Below are 16,041 nucleotides of genomic sequence, written 5' to 3' on the forward strand. Positions count from 1 at the left end.
CGCGCCCTGGTCCGGAGCCGGGTGCATGGCTGCATCGGGCTTCGCGGGGGCACGGCCTGCAGTGCGCCCGAACACCCCCCAGCACCTGGCACAGGACGCACAGGACGCACCCAGACACTCACCCCGCCCCGGCTTCCCCTCACCCGTGCCAAGACCTCCACAACGCCGCATACGCCCCGTCCGCCGCGACCAGTTCCTCATGGCTGCCCAGTTCGCTGATGCGGCCGTTCTCGACGACGGCGATGACGTCCGCGTCGTGGGCGGTGTGCAGGCGGTGGGCGATGGCGACCACGGTGCGGCCGTCGAGGACGCGGGCCAGGGAGCGTTCCAGGTGACGGGCCGCCCGGGGATCCAGCAGCGACGTCGCCTCGTCCAGGACCAGCGTGTGCGGGTCGGCCAGCACCAGCCGGGCCAGGGCGACCTGCTGAGCCTGGGCCGGTGTGACGGTGAGTCCGCCGGAGCCGACCTCGGTGTCCAGGCCGTCGTCGAGCGCCCGCACCCATCCGTCCGCGTCGACCGCGCCGAGGGCCGCCCAGAGCTCGGCGTCCGTGGCGTCTGTCCGGGCGAGCAGGAGGTTGTCGCGCAGGGAGCCCACGAAGACGTGGTGCTCCTGGTTGACGAGGGCCACGTGCTCACGGACCCGTTCGGCGGACATCCGGGACAGCTCGGCCCCGCCGAGGGTGATCCGGCCGTCCCGGGGCGCGTAGATGCCGGCCAGCAGCCTGCCCAGGGTGGACTTGCCTGCACCCGACGGGCCGACCAGCGCCAGCCTGGTGCCGGGCGCGACCTGAAGGGACACCTCGCGCAGGACGTCCACGCCCTCCCGGTAGCCGAAGTGCACCCGGTCCGCGTGGACGTCCCGCCCCTCGGGCGCGAGCCCGGAGTCCGCGCCGGCCGGCTCGATGTCCCGGACTCCGACCAGCCGGGCCAGCGACACCTGGGCCACCTGCAGCTCGTCGTACCAGCGCAGGATCAGCCCGACCGGATCGACCAGCATCTGGGCGATCAGCGCGCCGGTCGTCAGCTGGCCGACCCCGATCCAGCCGTGGAGGACGAACACCCCGCCGACCATCAGCACCGACGAAAGGATCATCACGTGGCTGACGTTGATGCACGGGAAGAGCACCGACCGCAGCCACAGCGTGTACCGCTCCCAGGCCGTCCACTCCTTGATCCGCCGCTCCGACAGCGCGATGCGGCGCGCGCTCAGCCGGTGCGCCTCGACGGTGCGTCCGGCGTCCACGGTCTCCGCGAGCGCGGCGGCCACGGCGGCGTACCCGGCGGCCTCCGAGCGGTAGGCCGAGGGCGCCCGTTTGAAGTACCAGCGGCAACCGACCACCAGCAGCGGCAGGGCGAGCAGCACAGCAGCGGCCAGGGCCGGCGCGGTGATCACAAGTCCGCCGAGCAGGAGGGCCGCCCACACCACGCCGATCGCCAGCTGGGGCACGGCCTCGCGCATCGCGTTGCCGAGCCGGTCGATGTCCGTGGTGATACGGGATAGCAGGTCACCGGTCCCGGCCCGCTCCAGGACACCCGGCGGCAGGCCGACCGCCCGCACGAGGAAGTCCTCGCGCAGGTCGGCCAGCATGCGCTCGCCGAGCATCGAACCGCGCAGCCTCACCTGCCGTACGAACACGGCCTGCACGACCAGTGCGATCACGAACAGCCCGGCCGTCAGCTCCAGATGGAGTTCGCGAGCCCCGTCCGACACCCGCTCGACGAGGTCGCCGAGGAGCCAGGGGCCGACCATGGAGGCCATCACCGAGACGGTGTTGACGCCGACGAGGAGCGCGAAGGCGCGGCGGTGCCGGTGGAACAGTTCGGCCACGTAGGCGCGTACGGTCGCGGTGGCTCCGACGGGCAGGGTGTTCGCCGTCGTCGGTGCCGCCGGGTCGTAGGCCGGTGGCGCCACGCCGATCATGCTGTCTCCTCGATCTCTTCCAGTTCGTTCAGAACGGCGTCTTCGTTCAGTACGGCGTCTTCATTCAGTACAGCGTCTTCAGTGAGTACGTCGTCTTCGTTCCGGACGCCGTCGAGGGCCGCCTCTTCGTCGGTCTCGCGAGTGATGACAGCCCGGTACCGCGGCTCCTTGCGGACCAGTTCGCGGTGCACGCCGACCGCCACGACCTCGCCCTCGTGCACGAGCACCACGCGGTCGGCGTGGTCCAGCAGCAGCGGCGAGGAGGTGAACACCACGGTGGTGCGTCCGGCCCGCAGGTCCCGCACGCCCTGCGCGATCCGTGCCTCGGTGTGCGAGTCGACGGCGGAGGTCGGTTCGTCCAGGACGAGCACCTCCGGGTCGGTGAACAGGGACCGGGCCAGGGCGAGCCGCTGGCGCTGGCCGCCCGAGAGGGACCGCCCGCGTTCGGTGATGCGCGCGTCCATCGGGTCCTCGGTGTCCAGGGATCCCTGGACCAGGGCCGCCAGCACGTCCGCGCACTGCGCGGCCGCGAGCGCCTCCTCGGCGCCGACGGCACCCGAGGCGGGCACGTCGAGCAGGTCGCGCAGGGTCCCGGAGAGCAGGACCGGGTCCTTGTCCTGGACCAGGATCGCCGTGCGCGCCGAGCCGAGCGGCAGCTCGTCCAGCGGCACCCCGCCCAGCAGTACCGACGTGCCCTCCTCCGAGGGGTGGCCGCCGAGGCGCTCGGCCAGCAGCCCCGCCACGTCCGGGTCGCCGCACACCACCGCGGTGAGCCGGCCGGAAGGGGCGAGCAGACCGGTGGCCGGGTCGTACAGATCCCCGCTCGGCAGGGCGTCCCCGGCCCTGTCCTGCGAGCCCTCGGCGGACGTGGCCCGCTCCAGCGACAGCACCCGGGCGGCCCGAGTGGCCGAGGGCCGGGAGAAGGAGTACGCCATGGCGATCTCCTCGAAGTGCCGCAGCGGATAGGTGAGGATCATGACGGAGCTGTAGACGGCGACCAGTTCGCCGATCTCCACGCGGCCCTGCCGGGCCAGATGGACGCCGTACCAGACGACCGCGATCAGCAGCAGCCCCGGCAGCAGTACCTGGATCGCGGCGATCAGGGACCACATCCGGGCGCTGCGCACGGCCGCGTGGCGGACCTCCTGGGAGGCCTTGCGGTAGCGGTCGAGGAAGAGTTCCTCGCCGCCGATGCCACGCAGCACCCGTAGGCCGGCGACGGTGTCGGAGGCCAGTTCGGTGGCGCGGCCGGCCTTCTCGCGCTGGAAGTCGGCGCGTTTGGTCGCGCGGGGCAGCAGGGGCAGTGCCGCGAGGGCCAGGAAGGGCAGGCCCACGGCGACCACCCCGCCGAGTGCCGGCTGGTAGACGACCAGGCCGGCGCAGACCACGACGATGGTGACCGCCGCCGCGGTGAACCGTGACCAGGCCTCCACGAACCAACCGATCTTCTCGACGTCGCCGGTGGAGACGGCCACGACCTCGCCTGCCGCGACCCGCCGGGTCAGCGCGGAGCCCAGGTTCGCGGCCTTGTGGGCCAGGAGTTGCTGGACGCGTGCGGCCGCCGTGATCCAGTTGGTGACGGCGGTGCGGTGCAGGAAGGTGTCGCCGAGTGCGCTGCCGGCGCAGCACAGTGCCAACAGGCCGCCCGCGAGGGCGAGTCGGCGGCCGGAGTGGTCGACGACCGCCTGGATGGCCACGCCGACGCAGAAGGGCAGTGCGGAGATGGAGAGGAAGTGCAGCAGTCCCCAGGCCAGTGACTTGAGTTGTCCGCCCAGCTGGTTCCTGAAGAGCCACCACAGGAACCGGGGGCCCGAGCGGGCGTCCGGCACTCCCGGGTCGGGGTACGGAAGGTCTTGGATCTGCATGACGTGTGACGTCCCAGTGGCTCGTGTCAGGGGGGTGGGAGGGAGCCGCACACGGCGGCTGCAAACCGTGAAAGGTTCGCGGCAGAGCGTGGTCGGAGGCAACAGGTTTTCCGTCGTGCCGGACAGATCCGGCTGCGCTCGTGGAATCGGCCTTCCCCCGCCCGCGGTGCGACGATGGAGCGATGCGAGGTGCGGGCGCACGGAGTGCCGTGGTGACGACGACGGTCCTGGGTGCGCTGCTGATCCCCCTGGGGGGATGCGGCGGTCCGGGCTCGGCAGGCACCGGCAGCGCCCCCGCGAAGGTCGCCGGCAAACCCGCGGACCGACCGACCCGTATCCCCGGCGTCGGCGACCGTCTCCAGCGCCGCATCCCCGCGTCCTCCCGCCAGGTCGTCGCGGTCTACGGCGACGGCAAGGACTCCCCGGACGCCACCGTCGTGCTCTACACCAAGCGCGGTTCCGTCTGGGACCGGGTCCGCGGCTGGCCCGCGCACAACGGCAAGAAGGGCTGGACCACCGACCACCGCGAGGGCGACAGGCGCAGCCCCGTCGGCGTGTTCACGCTGAGCGACGCGGGCGGCGCGCTCCCTGACCCCGGGGCCCGGCTGCCGTACACGAGGTCCGCCGCCATCGCGGCCCCGCGCTGGTGGCCACGGTCGTACTGGCACGACTTCGACTACGTCATCGCCATCGACTACAACCGGGTCACGGGCACCCCGCCGAACAACCAGACGCGGCCCGGGGGTTACGGCAAGGGCGGCGGAATCTGGCTGCACATGGACCATGGCAGCGGTACGTCGGCCTGTGTGAGCGTGTCCAGGTCGGCGATGCGGTATCTGCTGCGCACGCTCGACCCGGACCGGCGTCCTGTGGTGGTGATGGGAGACAGGGCGGACTTGAAGGACTGAGGGCGTCGGGGGAGGCGCCACCCGGAGCGCGAGGCCTCGGCGCGGACCGGGTGCTGACACTCGACACCGGTACCCGGCGGTGCCGTCGAAGGTGCCGTCTCTCCGGTACGTCGTCACCCGCCCCCGCCTTCGGCAGCAAGCCTCGAACGACGAGTCGGTCAGTGTCGACGGCCTACTGAGGCACATGGTGTGCGATGCGTCACAGGACAGGTGATTTACCCGGCCGAAACGCGGCGGTCTCGCGCGTGATCAACCGTCCCTCCAGAGTGATCGACGCGGAAACCGCTTTCCGTATCGCAGAAGTCTTCCCCCCGGCTTCTGTACGTCCCCATCGCTCAAGGAGTGCCCGTGCCGCCGTCCGTCCCGTCCCTGCCGCGACGTGTCGCACGCATACTGCGTACCTCACTCTTCGCGCAGGTCGCCTGCGCGCTCGTGCTCGGCGTCCTCGTCGGAAAGCTGTGGCCCGGCTTCGCCTCGGACCTCCAGCCGCTCGGCGACGGCTTCACCCGGCTCATCAAGACGATCATCTCGCCGCTCGTGTTCTGCGTGGTCGTCGTCGGCATCGCCAAGGCCGGTGACCTGAAGGCGTTCGGCCGGATCGGGCTCAAGGCGCTGATCTGGTTCGAGGTCGCGAGCACCCTGGCGCTGATCATCGGCCTGCTCGCCGCCAACATCGTCCAGCCCGGTTCGGGGATGCACGTCGACCCGGCCACGCTCGACACCGCGGCCGTGGACGCCAAGACCGGCGGCGGCCACCTGCCCTCGACGACCGAGTTCATCGTCAACGCGCTGCCCACCAGTTTCATCGGCGCCTTCGCCGAGAACTCCCTGCTCCAAGTGCTCATCCTGGCCTGTCTGGTGGGTGCCGCGCTGCTGCACCTCGGTCACACCAAGGTCCCGCAGGTGCTGCCCGCCGTCGAGCAGGCCCAGGAGATCATCTTCGCGGTCGTCGGCTTCGTCATGCGCCTCGCGCCGATCGCGGTCTTCGGCGCGATGGCAGTCCTGATCGGTCAGTACGGCCTCGGCGTCATCGAGACCTACGCCCAGCTGATCGTCCTGTGCTACGCGGCCGCCGCCCTGTTCATCGCGCTGCTCGCCGTCGCGCTCAAGGCGGTCACCGGGCTGAGCCTGTGGAAGTTCCTGCGCTACATCCGCGAGGAGATGCTCCTCGCGCTCGGCACCGCGTCCACCGAGTCCGTCATGCCGCGCGTGATGCAGAAGCTGCGCAAGGCCGGAGCCCGCGACGACGCCGTGGGTCTGGTGCTGCCGACCGGTTACTCCTTCAACCTGGACGGCGCCTCGCTCTACCTCTCCATCGGCACGCTGTTCATCGCCCAGGCGGTGGGCGTCGACCTGAGCCTGGGTCAGCAGATCACCGTCGTGCTGGTCCTGATGCTGACCAGTAAGGGCATGGCGGGCATCCCCGGCTCTGCCTTCCTCGCCCTGTCCGCGACCGCCTCCTCGCTCGGCGCCATCCCCGCCGGTGCTGTCGCCCTGCTCCTCGGCGTGGACCGCATCATGGACTCGATGCGCGTCGTGACGAACCTGCTCGGCAACTGTGTCGCGGTCTTCGCGGTCTCCCGCTGGGAGGGGGCACTGGACATCGACAAGGCCAAGAGGGTGCTGGACGGCGGGCCCGTCGAGCCCGTGGCGACGGAGCCGCCCGCCGACCTACCGGTCGGGAGTGCAAGGGAGCCGGCGGTCTCCGAGGCCGGCTGACCGGTGAACCCGAACAGAGCACGCCCACCGCTCCAGGATTACGGAGCGGTGGGCGCGGTCTGTTCAGCCGTGTGTGTCCACCAGTGTGTCCAGAAGCCCGCCGAGCGCTCGGCGCTGCTCGTCCGTCAGGGGAGCGAGGATCTCCTTCGCAGCCGCCCTGCGTACGGCGTGCAGTTCCTGAAGAACCTTCACCCCGTCCTCGGTCAGCTCGATGCGGATCACCCGGCGATTGGCCGGATCGGGCACCCGGCGCACTTTGCCGCTCGCTTCCAGCCCGTCGACGAGCGTGGTCACCGCACGCGGCACCACCTCCAGCCGCTCCGCGAGATCGGCCATGCGGGGCGGTGTGTCCCAGTGCGCGAGGGTGCGCAGCAGCCGGGACTGGGCCGGGGTCACGCCGAGACCGCGCTCATGGAGCTGGCGCTTCTGGATGCCGTGCACCCGGCGCGTGAGCCTGAGCAACTGCTCGGCGAGCAGGCTGTCGGAATCTGGCGTGGTCATGCGGGAACAATATCAGGACCTGGTTCATTGTGAGCATAGGTAACAATGAGCTAGGCTCCGTCAGTCCGCATCACCTCACCTTCCGTAGGAGACCATGCCCCGCGACCACATCGACTGGACCCCCACCCCCGGCACCTCGACCGACCAGCCCCGTCAGGTGCGCCGTATCCTCCGGCTCTTCAAGCCGTACCGTGCGAAGCTCGCCGTCGTCGGCCTGCTGGTCGCCGCCGCCTCCCTCGTCACCGTGGCCACCCCTTTCCTGCTGAAGGAAACGCTGGACGTGGCCATCCCCCAGGGCCGTACCGGGCTGCTCAGCCTGCTCGCGCTGGGCATGATCCTCAGTGCCGTCCTCACCGGCATCTTCGGCGTGCTCCAGACCCTGATCTCCACGACGGTCGGCCAGCGTGTCATGCACGATCTGCGCACCGCGGTCTACGGCCGCCTGCAGCGCATGTCGCTCGCCTTCTTCACCCGCACCCGCACCGGCGAGGTGCAGTCCCGCATCGCCAACGACATCGGCGGCATGCAGGCCACCGTCACCTCGACGGCCACCTCCCTGGTCTCCAACCTGACCAGCGTCATCGCCACCATCGTCGCGATGATCGCCCTCGACTGGCGCCTGACCGTCGTCTCGCTGCTCCTGCTCCCGGTGTTCGTGTGGATCAGCCGCCGCGTCGGCAACGAGCGCAAGAAGATCACCACCCAGCGCCAGAAGCAGATGGCCGCGATGGCCGCGACCGTCACCGAGTCGCTCTCCGTCAGCGGCATCCTCCTCGGCCGCACCATGGGCCGCTCCGACTCACTGACCCGGTCCTTCGCCGACGAGTCCGAGGGGCTGGTCGACCTCGAAGTGCGGTCGAACATGGCCGGCCGCTGGCGCATGGCCGTCATCGGGATCGTCATGTCGGCGATGCCCGCCTTCATCTACTGGACCGCGGGCATCGCCCTCCAGGCCGGCGGCCCCGACATCTCCATCGGCACCATCGTCGCCTTCGTCTCGCTCCAACAGGGCCTGTTCCGCCCGGCCGTGAGCCTGCTGTCGACCGGCGTCCAGATCCAGACCTCGCTCGCGCTCTTCCAGCGCATCTTCGAGTACCTCGACCTGCCGATCGACATCACCGAGCGCGAGGACCCGGTCCACCTCGACCACGTCAAGGGCGAGGTCCGCCTGGAGAACGTCGAGTTCCGGTACGACGGCAAGGGCGGCCCCATCCTCGACGGCATCGACATCGACGTCCCCGCGGGCAGCAGTCTCGCGGTCGTCGGCCCGACCGGCGCCGGCAAGTCCACGCTCGGCTATCTGGTCCCGCGGCTCTACGACGTGACGGGCGGCCGGGTCACCCTCGACGGGGTCGACGTCCGCGACCTGGACTTCGACACCCTGGCCCGTGCCATCGGGGTCGTCTCGCAGGAGACGTACCTCTTCCACGCCTCGGTCGCCGACAACCTGCGCTTCGCCAAGCCGGACGCGACCGACGAGGAACTCGAACAGGCGGCGCGGGCGGCCCAGATCCACGACCACATCGCCTCCCTGCCCGACGGGTACGACACCGTCGTCGGCGAGCGCGGCCACCGGTTCTCCGGTGGTGAGAAGCAGCGCCTGGCCATCGCGCGGACCATTCTGCGAGACCCGCCCGTCCTCATCCTGGACGAGGCGACCAGTGCGCTGGACACCCGTACCGAGCACGCCGTGCAGGAGGCCATCGACGCGCTGTCGGCCAACCGCACCACGCTCACCATCGCGCACCGCCTGTCCACCATCCGGAACGCCGACCAGATCGTGGTCCTCGACTCCGGTCAGGTCGCCGAGCGCGGGACGCACGAGGAACTGCTGGAGAAGGAAGGGCGGTACGCGGAGCTCGTACGCCGGGACGCCCGACTGGACCCCGCGCACGAGGATCCCCGACGGGACCCCGCGCATGAGGACGCGCAACTGGAACCGACCAGCTGAACCAAAACCGACAAGCCGAAGATATGCCTGGTTTATGACGATATGCGGGTTACCGTGCCCGCATGTACAGGAACACTCCTCCGCCACGGAGCACGATTCGACTGACGCGCCGGGGCCGTCTCGTCCTCATCGCGACCGGGGCCGTCGTGGCCGGCACCGCCGTGGCGGTGCCGCTGCTCAGCCTGCGGGGCGAGGGGGAGAAGGCGCCCACCACCCTGGTGATCCCGGAGGGCTGGCGGGCCGGGCAGATCTACGACGCCGTCGACAAGGCCCTCGCCCGGCCTCCGGGCACCGCCAAGAAATCCCTGGCCAAGGCGCACCTCAGGCTGCCGGCCGAGGCGGAGGGCAATCCCGAGGGTTATCTCTTCCCGGCGACGTATCCCCTGGAGCGCAACGGGAGGAAGACGACGCCCGAGGCGCTGCTGTCGTTCATGGTCGACACCGCGAACAAGAAGTTCAGCGGCGCCCCTGTCGCGGCAGGCGCCCAGCGCAACGCTTTGAACGTCTACCAGGCCGTCACCATCGCGAGCATCGTCCAGGCCGAGGCGGCGACCGAGGCGGACATGGGGAAGGTGGCCCGGGTCGTCTTCAACCGCCTGGAGCGCGGGATGCCGTTGCAGATGGACTCCACCATCAACTACGCCCTGAACCGCTCCACGCTGCGGACGACCGGCGCCGACCTGCGCATCGACAGCCCCTACAACTCGTACCAGCGCATGGGGCTGCCGCCGACCCCGATCGACAATCCGGGCGAGGCCGCGATGCGCGCGGCGATCAACCCGACGCCGGGGGACTGGCTGTACTTCGTGACGGTGAAGACGGGGGACACCCGCTTCACGAACAGCTTCGACGAACACCGGCGCAACGTTGCCGAGTTCAACAAGAACCAGAGCAAGTCAGCCGGAACGGGGTGACCTTGGCGGTGTGTCAGGCGGCGGCGGGTGTTGCCGTCAGCAGTCGCCTGATGTCGCGTACGGCCGCGCGGCCCGCGCGGTTGGCGCCGATGGTGCTCGCCGACGGGCCGTAGCCGACGAGATGGACGCGCGGGTCGGCGACCGCGCGCGTGCCCTCGACCCTGATCCCGCCACCCGGCTCGCGCAGCTTCAGCGGGGCCAGGTGATCGACGGCGGCCCGGAAGCCGGTCGCCCACACGATCACATCGGCGTCCACCTGCCGCCCGTCGTTCCACTCCACGCCCTCGGGCGTGATCCGGTCGAACATGGGCTGCCGGTCGAGGACCCCGTCCGCGATCGCCTGTCGTACCGCGTCGTTCAGCGGCAGGCCGGTCACCGACACCACGCTCTTCGGTGGCAGTCCCTGCCGTACCCGCTCCTCGACGAGCGCCACGGCCTCCCGGCCGACGTCCTCGGTGAAGGGGCCCTCGCGGAACACCGGCTCGCGCCTGGTCACCCAGGTGGTGGCGGCCGCGTACGGGGCGAGCTCCATGAGGTGCTGGGTGCCGGACGCGCCCCCGCCCACCACGACCACCCGCAGCCCCGCGAAGGCCTCGGGCCCGGGGTACTGCGCGGTGTGCAACTGCCGCCCCCGGAAGGTCTCCTGGCCCGGATAGCGTGGCCAGAACGGCCGGTCCCAGGTGCCGGTCGCGTTGATCAGCGCCCGTGTTGACCAGGTGCCGTCCGAGGTCTCCAGGAGCAGCCGGCCACCCTCGCCCTCGCGCACGGCACGAACGTCCACCGGCCGCCGTACCCGAAGGTCGAAGGCGCGCTCGTACGCCGTGAAGTACTCGGCGATCACCTCCGACGACGGCCGCTGCGGGTCGGCGCCGGTGAGCTCCATCCCCGGCAGCGCGTGCATGCCGTGGACCTTGCCGTACGTCAGCGACGGCCACCGGAACTGCCAGGCGCCGCCGGGGGTGGGGGAGTGGTCGAGGACCACGAAGTCGCGCTCCGGCTCGAAACCGGTACGGCGCAGGTGGTAGGCGCTGGACAGACCTGCCTGACCAGCGCCTACGACGACGACCTCGACCTCGCGCGTGTTGTTCACGTTTCTACTAACGGTGGCGAGGCCGTGGATCTTCCCGGGTCAGCCCTCGGAGGGGCGGGGCGCGGAGGTCGACGCGGGCAGATCGCCGTTGAACCGCGTGTCCACGAAGTTCCCGAAGTCCACCTTCCCCGGGATCAGCTTCAGTGAGGTGAACGTGTCGGCGATCTCCTGCTCCGAGGCGATGAGCTGCTGGTCCACGGCAACCGCGACCCGGGTGGTGTACGTCCGCTTCACCGCGGCCAGCGCCACGTCCTCGGGCAGCCCCGTCTCCTTCGCCCAGACCTTCGCCCACTCCGGCTCGTGGGAGTAGACCCACTTGTAGGCGCGTCGCAGTCGCTTCAGGTAGTCGTCGATCGCGGCGGCCTTCTTCTTGTCCTTCAGCGCGCCCGGCGCCGCCACCTGGAAGGTCAGACCGTTGGTGATGCCGTCCCCGGTCGTCAGCACGTGGCCCTGCTTCGACTGGAGGATCTGCGAGGTGTACGGGTCCCACACCGCCCACGCGTCGACCTTGCCGGAGGTGAACGCGGCGAGGGCGTCGGCCGGTTGGAGGTACTTGACCTTCACGTCGTTCAGGCCGAGCCCGGCCTTCTTGAGGGAGGCGACCAGCTGGTAGTTGGCCGAGGACCCCTGCGCCACGGCGACGGACCTGCCCTTGAGCTGCGCGGGGTCGGTCAGTTCGGAGTCGTTCGGCACCAGGATGGCGTCGCCCTTGGACGTCCCGTGCCAGGCCGCCACCACTGTGATCTTCGAGTCGGCGCCGGCCGCGAACACCGGCGGGGTGTTGCCGACGCCGCCGATGTCGACAGCCTTGGCGTTGACGGCCTCCAGAAGCGGCGGACCGGAGGTGAAGGTGGACCACTTGATCTTGTAGTCGAGGTTGTCGAGCTCCCCGGCGGCACGCAGGATCGCCTCCGAACCACCCTTCTGGTCCCCGACGTCGAGCGTGAGGGAGCCCTTGCCGTCGGTGTCGGTGCCGGCGGACGCGTTCCCACCGCAGGCGGTGAGCAGAAGGGCGAGGGGGAGGAGCAGTGCGGCGGGGGCGAGGCGACGTCGCATGGGGGATCCGTTCTGTCGAACTTGGCTTGTGGGTGGGGGAGTTCAGGCGGCTTCGGCTGCGGTGTCGACGCCCAGGCGCTCCAGGAGCTGCCCGCGGATCTCCGCGAACCGGGGATCGGTGATGTCGCGCGGCCGGTCGAGGTCGATCTCCTGCTCGTGCGCGATGACCCCCTCGTCCATCACGAGGACCCGGTCGGCGAGCAGGACCGCCTCCTCGACGTCGTGCGTCACCAGCAGCACCGCGCAACCGCGGCGCTGCCACAACTCGCCCACCAGACGCTGGGCCTTGATCCGGGTGAGCGCGTCGAGCGCACCGAACGGCTCGTCCAGCAGCAGGAGATCGGGCTCGCGCACCAACGCCCGTGCCAGAGAGGCGCGTTGTGCCTCGCCGCCGGAGAGGGTCTTGGGCCAGGCGTCCGTACGGTGGCTCAGACCGACCTCCTGCAGGGCCTGGTCGGCGACGGCACGGGCCGGCTTGCCGGGCAGGCCCAGCAGGACGTTGCGCCACACCTTCTTCCACGGCATGAGCCGGGGTGCCTGGAAGGCGACCGCCTTGCGGCGCGGGACCAGGACGGTGCCCTCGATGTCCCGGTCGAGTCCGGCGAGGATGCGCAGCAGGGTGGACTTGCCGCAGCCGCTGCGGCCCAGCAGGGCGACGAACTCGCCCGGCCGGACGTCGAGTCGGAGGTTGTCGATGACGGCACGGCCGTCGAAGGAGCGGGTCAGACCTTCGACGCGCACGGCCTGCGCGGGGCGGGGAACGTCGGATGCTTCGGGCGCCTCCGCTGCCTCAGCTGCTTCAGCTGTGTCGGACGTACGGGACACCTGGGAGATCACCGGCCGGTGAACGTCGGTCGCCATTGCAGCAGCAGCCTTTCGAGGGAGCGGACGATGAAGTCGGCCAGCAGGCCGAGGAAGGCGTAGACGATCAGGCAGACCACGATGACGTCGGTGCGCAGGAAGTCCCGTGCCTGCACCATGAGGAAGCCGATGCCGGAGTCCGCGTTGACCTGCTCCGCGAAGACGAGCGCGAGCCAGGAGATGCCGAGCGAGTAGCGCAGACCGGTCATGGCGCCGGGCAGCGCGCCCGGCAGGATGACATGGCGTACGAGCCCCCACCGGGAGAGACCGAGGGACTCCCCGGCCTCGATCAACTGCGAGTCCACGCCACGGATGCCCGCGTAGACGTTCAGGTAGAGCGGAAAGGTCACGCCGAGGGTGATGATGGCGATCTTCGGGGCCTCGCCGATGCCGAACCAGATGATGAACAGCGGGATCAGACCGACGAACGGCACGGTCCGCAGCATCTGCACCGGTGCGTCCACGATGTCCTCGCCCACCCGGAACAGGCCCGAGACGAGGGCGAGTCCGGTGCCGATGACGGTACCGAGGAGCAGCCCGCCCGCGACTCGCTGGAGCGAGGTCGTCATCGCCGAGGTCAGTGAACCGTCGGCGATCAGATCGCCCGCGACCTGGGCGATACGGCCGGGGGAGGCCAGAACGTCGGCGGTCAGCACGCCTGTGCTGCTGAGGAGTTGCCACAACGCCAGCAGCAGGACCGGACCGGTGGTGCGGCGCAGCCAGCGGGGGACGCGGGTGCGGCGGGAGGAGGTGGGGACGATGGGTTCGAGGTCGGGAGCGGGGCCGGGGGTGGTGAGCCCGACGGCATCCTGACGGGACGTTTCGGATATGTCGGGTGCAGGCGAGCCGGGCGGGGCATGGCTGATGCTCATGATGCTCCACGGAGGGGGAGAGCGGCCGGTGAGGGGCACGCCTCGACACCACCGCACAGGACGGCACGGATCAGTGCACGCGTCCGTCAGCGGAGCGAGGGTGGGGGAAGAAAGGGAAGGGGCGTCAGCAGCCGCGGCGACACGCGGCGGAGGCCACCCGCAGCAGGTCGATGTGACCGCGCGTGGTGAGCAGGACTGAACGCAACATGTGGCCGAAGCTAGTCAGTCGGCGTGTCCACGGTCAATGGCGTCTCGCGGACTGGGACCGCCGTATCGCAGGATGAGCCGTCCAGGACGAGTGAATCCCGCGGGAGGGGTGAGGATAGGGGCATGTCAGACGCTTTCACCACCCGAGTCCTGAACGTCGCCTCCGGTTCCGCGGAGCGGATCGTCGACCTCACCGGCGACTGCGCGGCCTTCCTGAGGGAGACCGCCGCAGGCCGTGACGGCCTCCTCAACGTCTTCGTCCCGCACGCGACGGCAGGCGTCGCGATCATCGAGACGGGCGCCGGCAGTGACGACGACCTCCTGGCCGCACTCCAGACCCTCCTCCCCGCCGACGACCGCTGGCAGCACCGCCACGGCAGCCCCGGCCACGGCCGCGACCACGTCCTCCCGGCGATCGTGCCTCCACATGCCACACTGCCGGTGGTGAACGGGCAACTCGAGCTGGGGACCTGGCAGTCGGTGTGCCTGGTGGACACGAACAGGGACAACCCTCAGCGGAAGGTGCGCCTCACTTTTCTCGCGGGCTAGTGGGCGAACTCAAGCAGAGCCCGCACCCCGTTGCCGTACTCACGGCGTCACCTCCACGTCGAGCTCGGCGAGCAGGTCGCGGACGCGCCGTTCGATCTCGTCGCGGATCGGCCGGACGGCCCCGACGCCCTGCCCTGCGGGGTCGTCCAGCTTCCAGTCCAGGTACCGCTTGCCCGGGAAGTACGGGCAGGCGTCTCCGCAGCCCATCGTGATGACCACGTCGGAGGCCTGGACCGCGTCGGCGGTGAGGACCTTCGGGGTCTCGGCGGAGATGTCGATGCCGGTCTCCTTCATGGCCTCCACCACAGCGGGGTTCACCGCGTCGGCGGGCGCGGAACCGGCGGAGCGGACCTGGACCCTGTCCCCCGCGAGACGGGTGAGGAAGGCGGCGGCCATCTGGGACCGGCCTGCGTTGTGCACGCACACGAACAGCACGGACGGGGCGACGGGAGAGCTCATGAGGACACGGCGCTTTCTTCTGCGGGGCGGGCGGGGAACTGCTGATCGCCGTGCGGGGCGACGACCTCGTCCCCGGTCACCGGCGTGGACCGGCCGAACGTGACGGCGACCAGCGCGAGGCCGATGACCGCGCCCACGAACTGCGCGGCGAGGAACGGTGCCACGGACGCGGGAGCGATGCCGGCGAAGGTGTCGGTGAAGGCCCGGCCGATGGTCACGGCCGGATTGGCGAAGCTGGTGGAGGAGGTGAACCAGTAGGCGGCGCCGATGTAGGAGGCGACCCCCACCGGTGCCAGGTGCGCCCGGCCTGCCCGCGCCAAGCCGAAGATCAGCCAGACCAGTCCCGCTGTGGCGACCGCTTCGCCCAGCCACAGATGTCCCGCAAACCGGTCGTGCGTCGACCACCGCACCAGGGGCCGGCCGAACATGGCGTCCGCCAGGACCGCGCCGGCGACGGCCCCGGCGATCTGCGCGGTCACGTACGCCGCCACTTCTCGCGGGCCGGGTCCGTCGGCCGTACGGCGGCCGGTGAACCAGGCGGCGAGGGTCACGACGGGGTTGAAGTGCGCCCCGGAAACGGGCCCGAGCAGGGCGATGAGCACGCCCAGACCGAACACGGTGGCCAGGGAGTTGGCCAGCAGTTGCACACCGATGTCGCGGGTCAGCTCACTCGCCTGGATCCCCGAGCCGACCACCACTGCCACCAGCGCCGCCGTGCCGACGGCCTCGGTCGCCGCCCGCCGCGCGAGAGGGACAGAGGTGCTCATGCGGAGGCCCTCGCGGGTACGGACGGTGTGGGTACGGCCGGTGTCTCGAGGAGGGCGGACAGCCTGCCCAGGGCCTCGGGGAGCACCCAGTAGTACACCCAGGTCCCCCGCCGTTCGGAGCCGACCAGCCCGGCCTCGCGCAGCACCTTCAGATGGTGGGAGATGGTCGGCTGGGAGACGTCGAAGGGGCCGGTCAGGTCGCACACGCACGCCTCGCCGCCCTCGTGGGAGGCGATCAGGGACAGCAGACGCAGCCGGACGGGGTCCGACAGCGCTTTGAACATGCGCGACAGCTCGGCCGCGTCCACTTCGCCCAGCGGCTCACGGACCATCGGGGCGCAGCAGGCCTCGTCCTGACCGAGCACCGGCAGATCAGCTTGTTTCGACATGGCTCTATGTTG

At 70.5% G+C, this 16,041-nt stretch carries 16 protein-coding genes; 5 read left to right on the forward strand and 11 right to left on the reverse strand.

Annotation, left to right across the window (positions count from 1 at the left end; genetic code table 11):
• Window positions 1-139: 139 nt before the first annotated feature.
• Window positions 140-1,921, reverse strand: coding sequence for an ABC transporter ATP-binding protein (locus ACGFWE_RS21930; RefSeq protein ID WP_393601069.1), 1,782 nt, complete (start codon window positions 1,919-1,921; stop codon window positions 140-142).
• Entirely contained in the window at window positions 1,918-3,786 is a 1,869-nt protein-coding gene (locus tag ACGFWE_RS21935) for an ABC transporter transmembrane domain-containing protein (RefSeq protein ID WP_393601071.1), read from the reverse strand. The genes ACGFWE_RS21930 and ACGFWE_RS21935 overlap by 4 nt, the downstream gene beginning before the upstream one ends.
• A 182-nt stretch (window positions 3,787-3,968) precedes the next feature.
• On the opposite strand from ACGFWE_RS21935, the gene ACGFWE_RS21940 reads away from it, so the two are divergent.
• Both ACGFWE_RS21940 and ACGFWE_RS21945 read left to right on the forward strand, forming a co-directional pair.
• Entirely contained in the window at window positions 3,969-4,694 is a 726-nt protein-coding gene (locus ACGFWE_RS21940; RefSeq protein ID WP_393601073.1) for a hypothetical protein, read from the forward strand.
• Between the two features lie 348 nt (window positions 4,695-5,042).
• On the forward strand, window positions 5,043-6,413 hold the full coding sequence (locus tag ACGFWE_RS21945; protein WP_393601075.1) for a cation:dicarboxylate symporter family transporter: 1,371 nt from the start codon (window positions 5,043-5,045) through the stop codon (window positions 6,411-6,413).
• A gap of 63 nt (window positions 6,414-6,476) precedes the next feature.
• On the opposite strand, the gene ACGFWE_RS21950 is transcribed toward ACGFWE_RS21945, so the two are convergent.
• Window positions 6,477-6,914: a MarR family transcriptional regulator gene (locus ACGFWE_RS21950; protein WP_352386727.1), complete on the reverse strand. Its 438-nt coding sequence runs from the start codon at window positions 6,912-6,914 to the stop codon at window positions 6,477-6,479.
• A gap of 94 nt (window positions 6,915-7,008) precedes the next feature.
• On the opposite strand from ACGFWE_RS21950, the gene ACGFWE_RS21955 reads away from it, so the two are divergent.
• Window positions 7,009-8,865, forward strand: a complete 1,857-nt coding sequence (locus ACGFWE_RS21955) for an ABC transporter ATP-binding protein (protein ID WP_393601077.1) — start codon at window positions 7,009-7,011, stop codon at window positions 8,863-8,865.
• A 62-nt stretch (window positions 8,866-8,927) separates the two neighbouring features.
• Entirely contained in the window at window positions 8,928-9,779 is an 852-nt protein-coding gene (gene mltG, locus ACGFWE_RS21960) for an endolytic transglycosylase MltG (RefSeq protein WP_393601079.1), read from the forward strand.
• Between the two features lie 13 nt (window positions 9,780-9,792).
• Here mltG and ACGFWE_RS21965 read toward each other — a convergent pair whose 3' ends face one another.
• The 5 genes from ACGFWE_RS21965 to ACGFWE_RS21985 form a co-directional block, all read right to left on the reverse strand.
• On the reverse strand, window positions 9,793-10,869 hold the full coding sequence (locus ACGFWE_RS21965; protein ID WP_393601081.1) for an NAD(P)-binding domain-containing protein: 1,077 nt from the start codon (window positions 10,867-10,869) through the stop codon (window positions 9,793-9,795).
• Window positions 10,870-10,908: 39 nt separating this feature from the next.
• On the reverse strand, window positions 10,909-11,925 hold the full coding sequence (locus ACGFWE_RS21970) for an ABC transporter substrate-binding protein (RefSeq protein ID WP_393601083.1): 1,017 nt from the start codon (window positions 11,923-11,925) through the stop codon (window positions 10,909-10,911).
• A gap of 42 nt (window positions 11,926-11,967) precedes the next feature.
• Window positions 11,968-12,786, reverse strand: a complete 819-nt coding sequence (locus ACGFWE_RS21975; RefSeq protein ID WP_352386719.1) for an ABC transporter ATP-binding protein — start codon at window positions 12,784-12,786, stop codon at window positions 11,968-11,970.
• A complete protein-coding gene (locus ACGFWE_RS21980) occupies window positions 12,759-13,658 on the reverse strand; it encodes an ABC transporter permease (protein ID WP_352386717.1) in 900 nt (299 codons plus the stop codon). Before ACGFWE_RS21980 ends, ACGFWE_RS21975 begins: the two co-directional genes overlap by 28 nt.
• A gap of 124 nt (window positions 13,659-13,782) precedes the next feature.
• Entirely contained in the window at window positions 13,783-13,866 is an 84-nt protein-coding gene (locus tag ACGFWE_RS21985) for a putative leader peptide (protein WP_350495123.1), read from the reverse strand.
• A 122-nt stretch (window positions 13,867-13,988) separates the two neighbouring features.
• Between ACGFWE_RS21985 and ACGFWE_RS21990 the strand changes: the two genes are divergently transcribed.
• Window positions 13,989-14,414, forward strand: coding sequence for a secondary thiamine-phosphate synthase enzyme YjbQ (locus tag ACGFWE_RS21990; protein WP_393601086.1), 426 nt, complete (start codon window positions 13,989-13,991; stop codon window positions 14,412-14,414).
• 39 nt (window positions 14,415-14,453) lie between these two features.
• Here the strand turns inward: ACGFWE_RS21990 and ACGFWE_RS21995 are convergent, their stop codons facing one another.
• The 3 genes from ACGFWE_RS21995 to ACGFWE_RS22005 are packed head-to-tail and all read right to left on the reverse strand — an operon-like array spanning window position 14,454 to window position 16,029.
• Window positions 14,454-14,873 carry an arsenate reductase ArsC gene (locus ACGFWE_RS21995; protein WP_352386713.1) on the reverse strand — a complete coding sequence of 140 codons (420 nt, stop codon included), beginning with the start codon at window positions 14,871-14,873 and terminating at the stop codon, window positions 14,454-14,456.
• The gene (locus tag ACGFWE_RS22000; RefSeq protein ID WP_393601088.1) at window positions 14,870-15,640 is read right to left on the reverse strand and encodes an aquaporin; all 771 of its coding nucleotides are present in this window, start codon (window positions 15,638-15,640) and stop codon (window positions 14,870-14,872) included. Before ACGFWE_RS22000 ends, ACGFWE_RS21995 begins: the two co-directional genes overlap by 4 nt.
• Window positions 15,637-16,029 carry a metalloregulator ArsR/SmtB family transcription factor gene (locus ACGFWE_RS22005; RefSeq protein ID WP_352386709.1) on the reverse strand — a complete coding sequence of 131 codons (393 nt, stop codon included), beginning with the start codon at window positions 16,027-16,029 and terminating at the stop codon, window positions 15,637-15,639. The genes ACGFWE_RS22000 and ACGFWE_RS22005 overlap by 4 nt, the downstream gene beginning before the upstream one ends.
• Window positions 16,030-16,041: the final 12 nt, after the last annotated feature.

This window comes from Streptomyces sp. NPDC048523, from assembly GCF_043199815.1.
GTDB lineage: Bacteria > Actinomycetota > Actinomycetes > Streptomycetales > Streptomycetaceae > Streptomyces.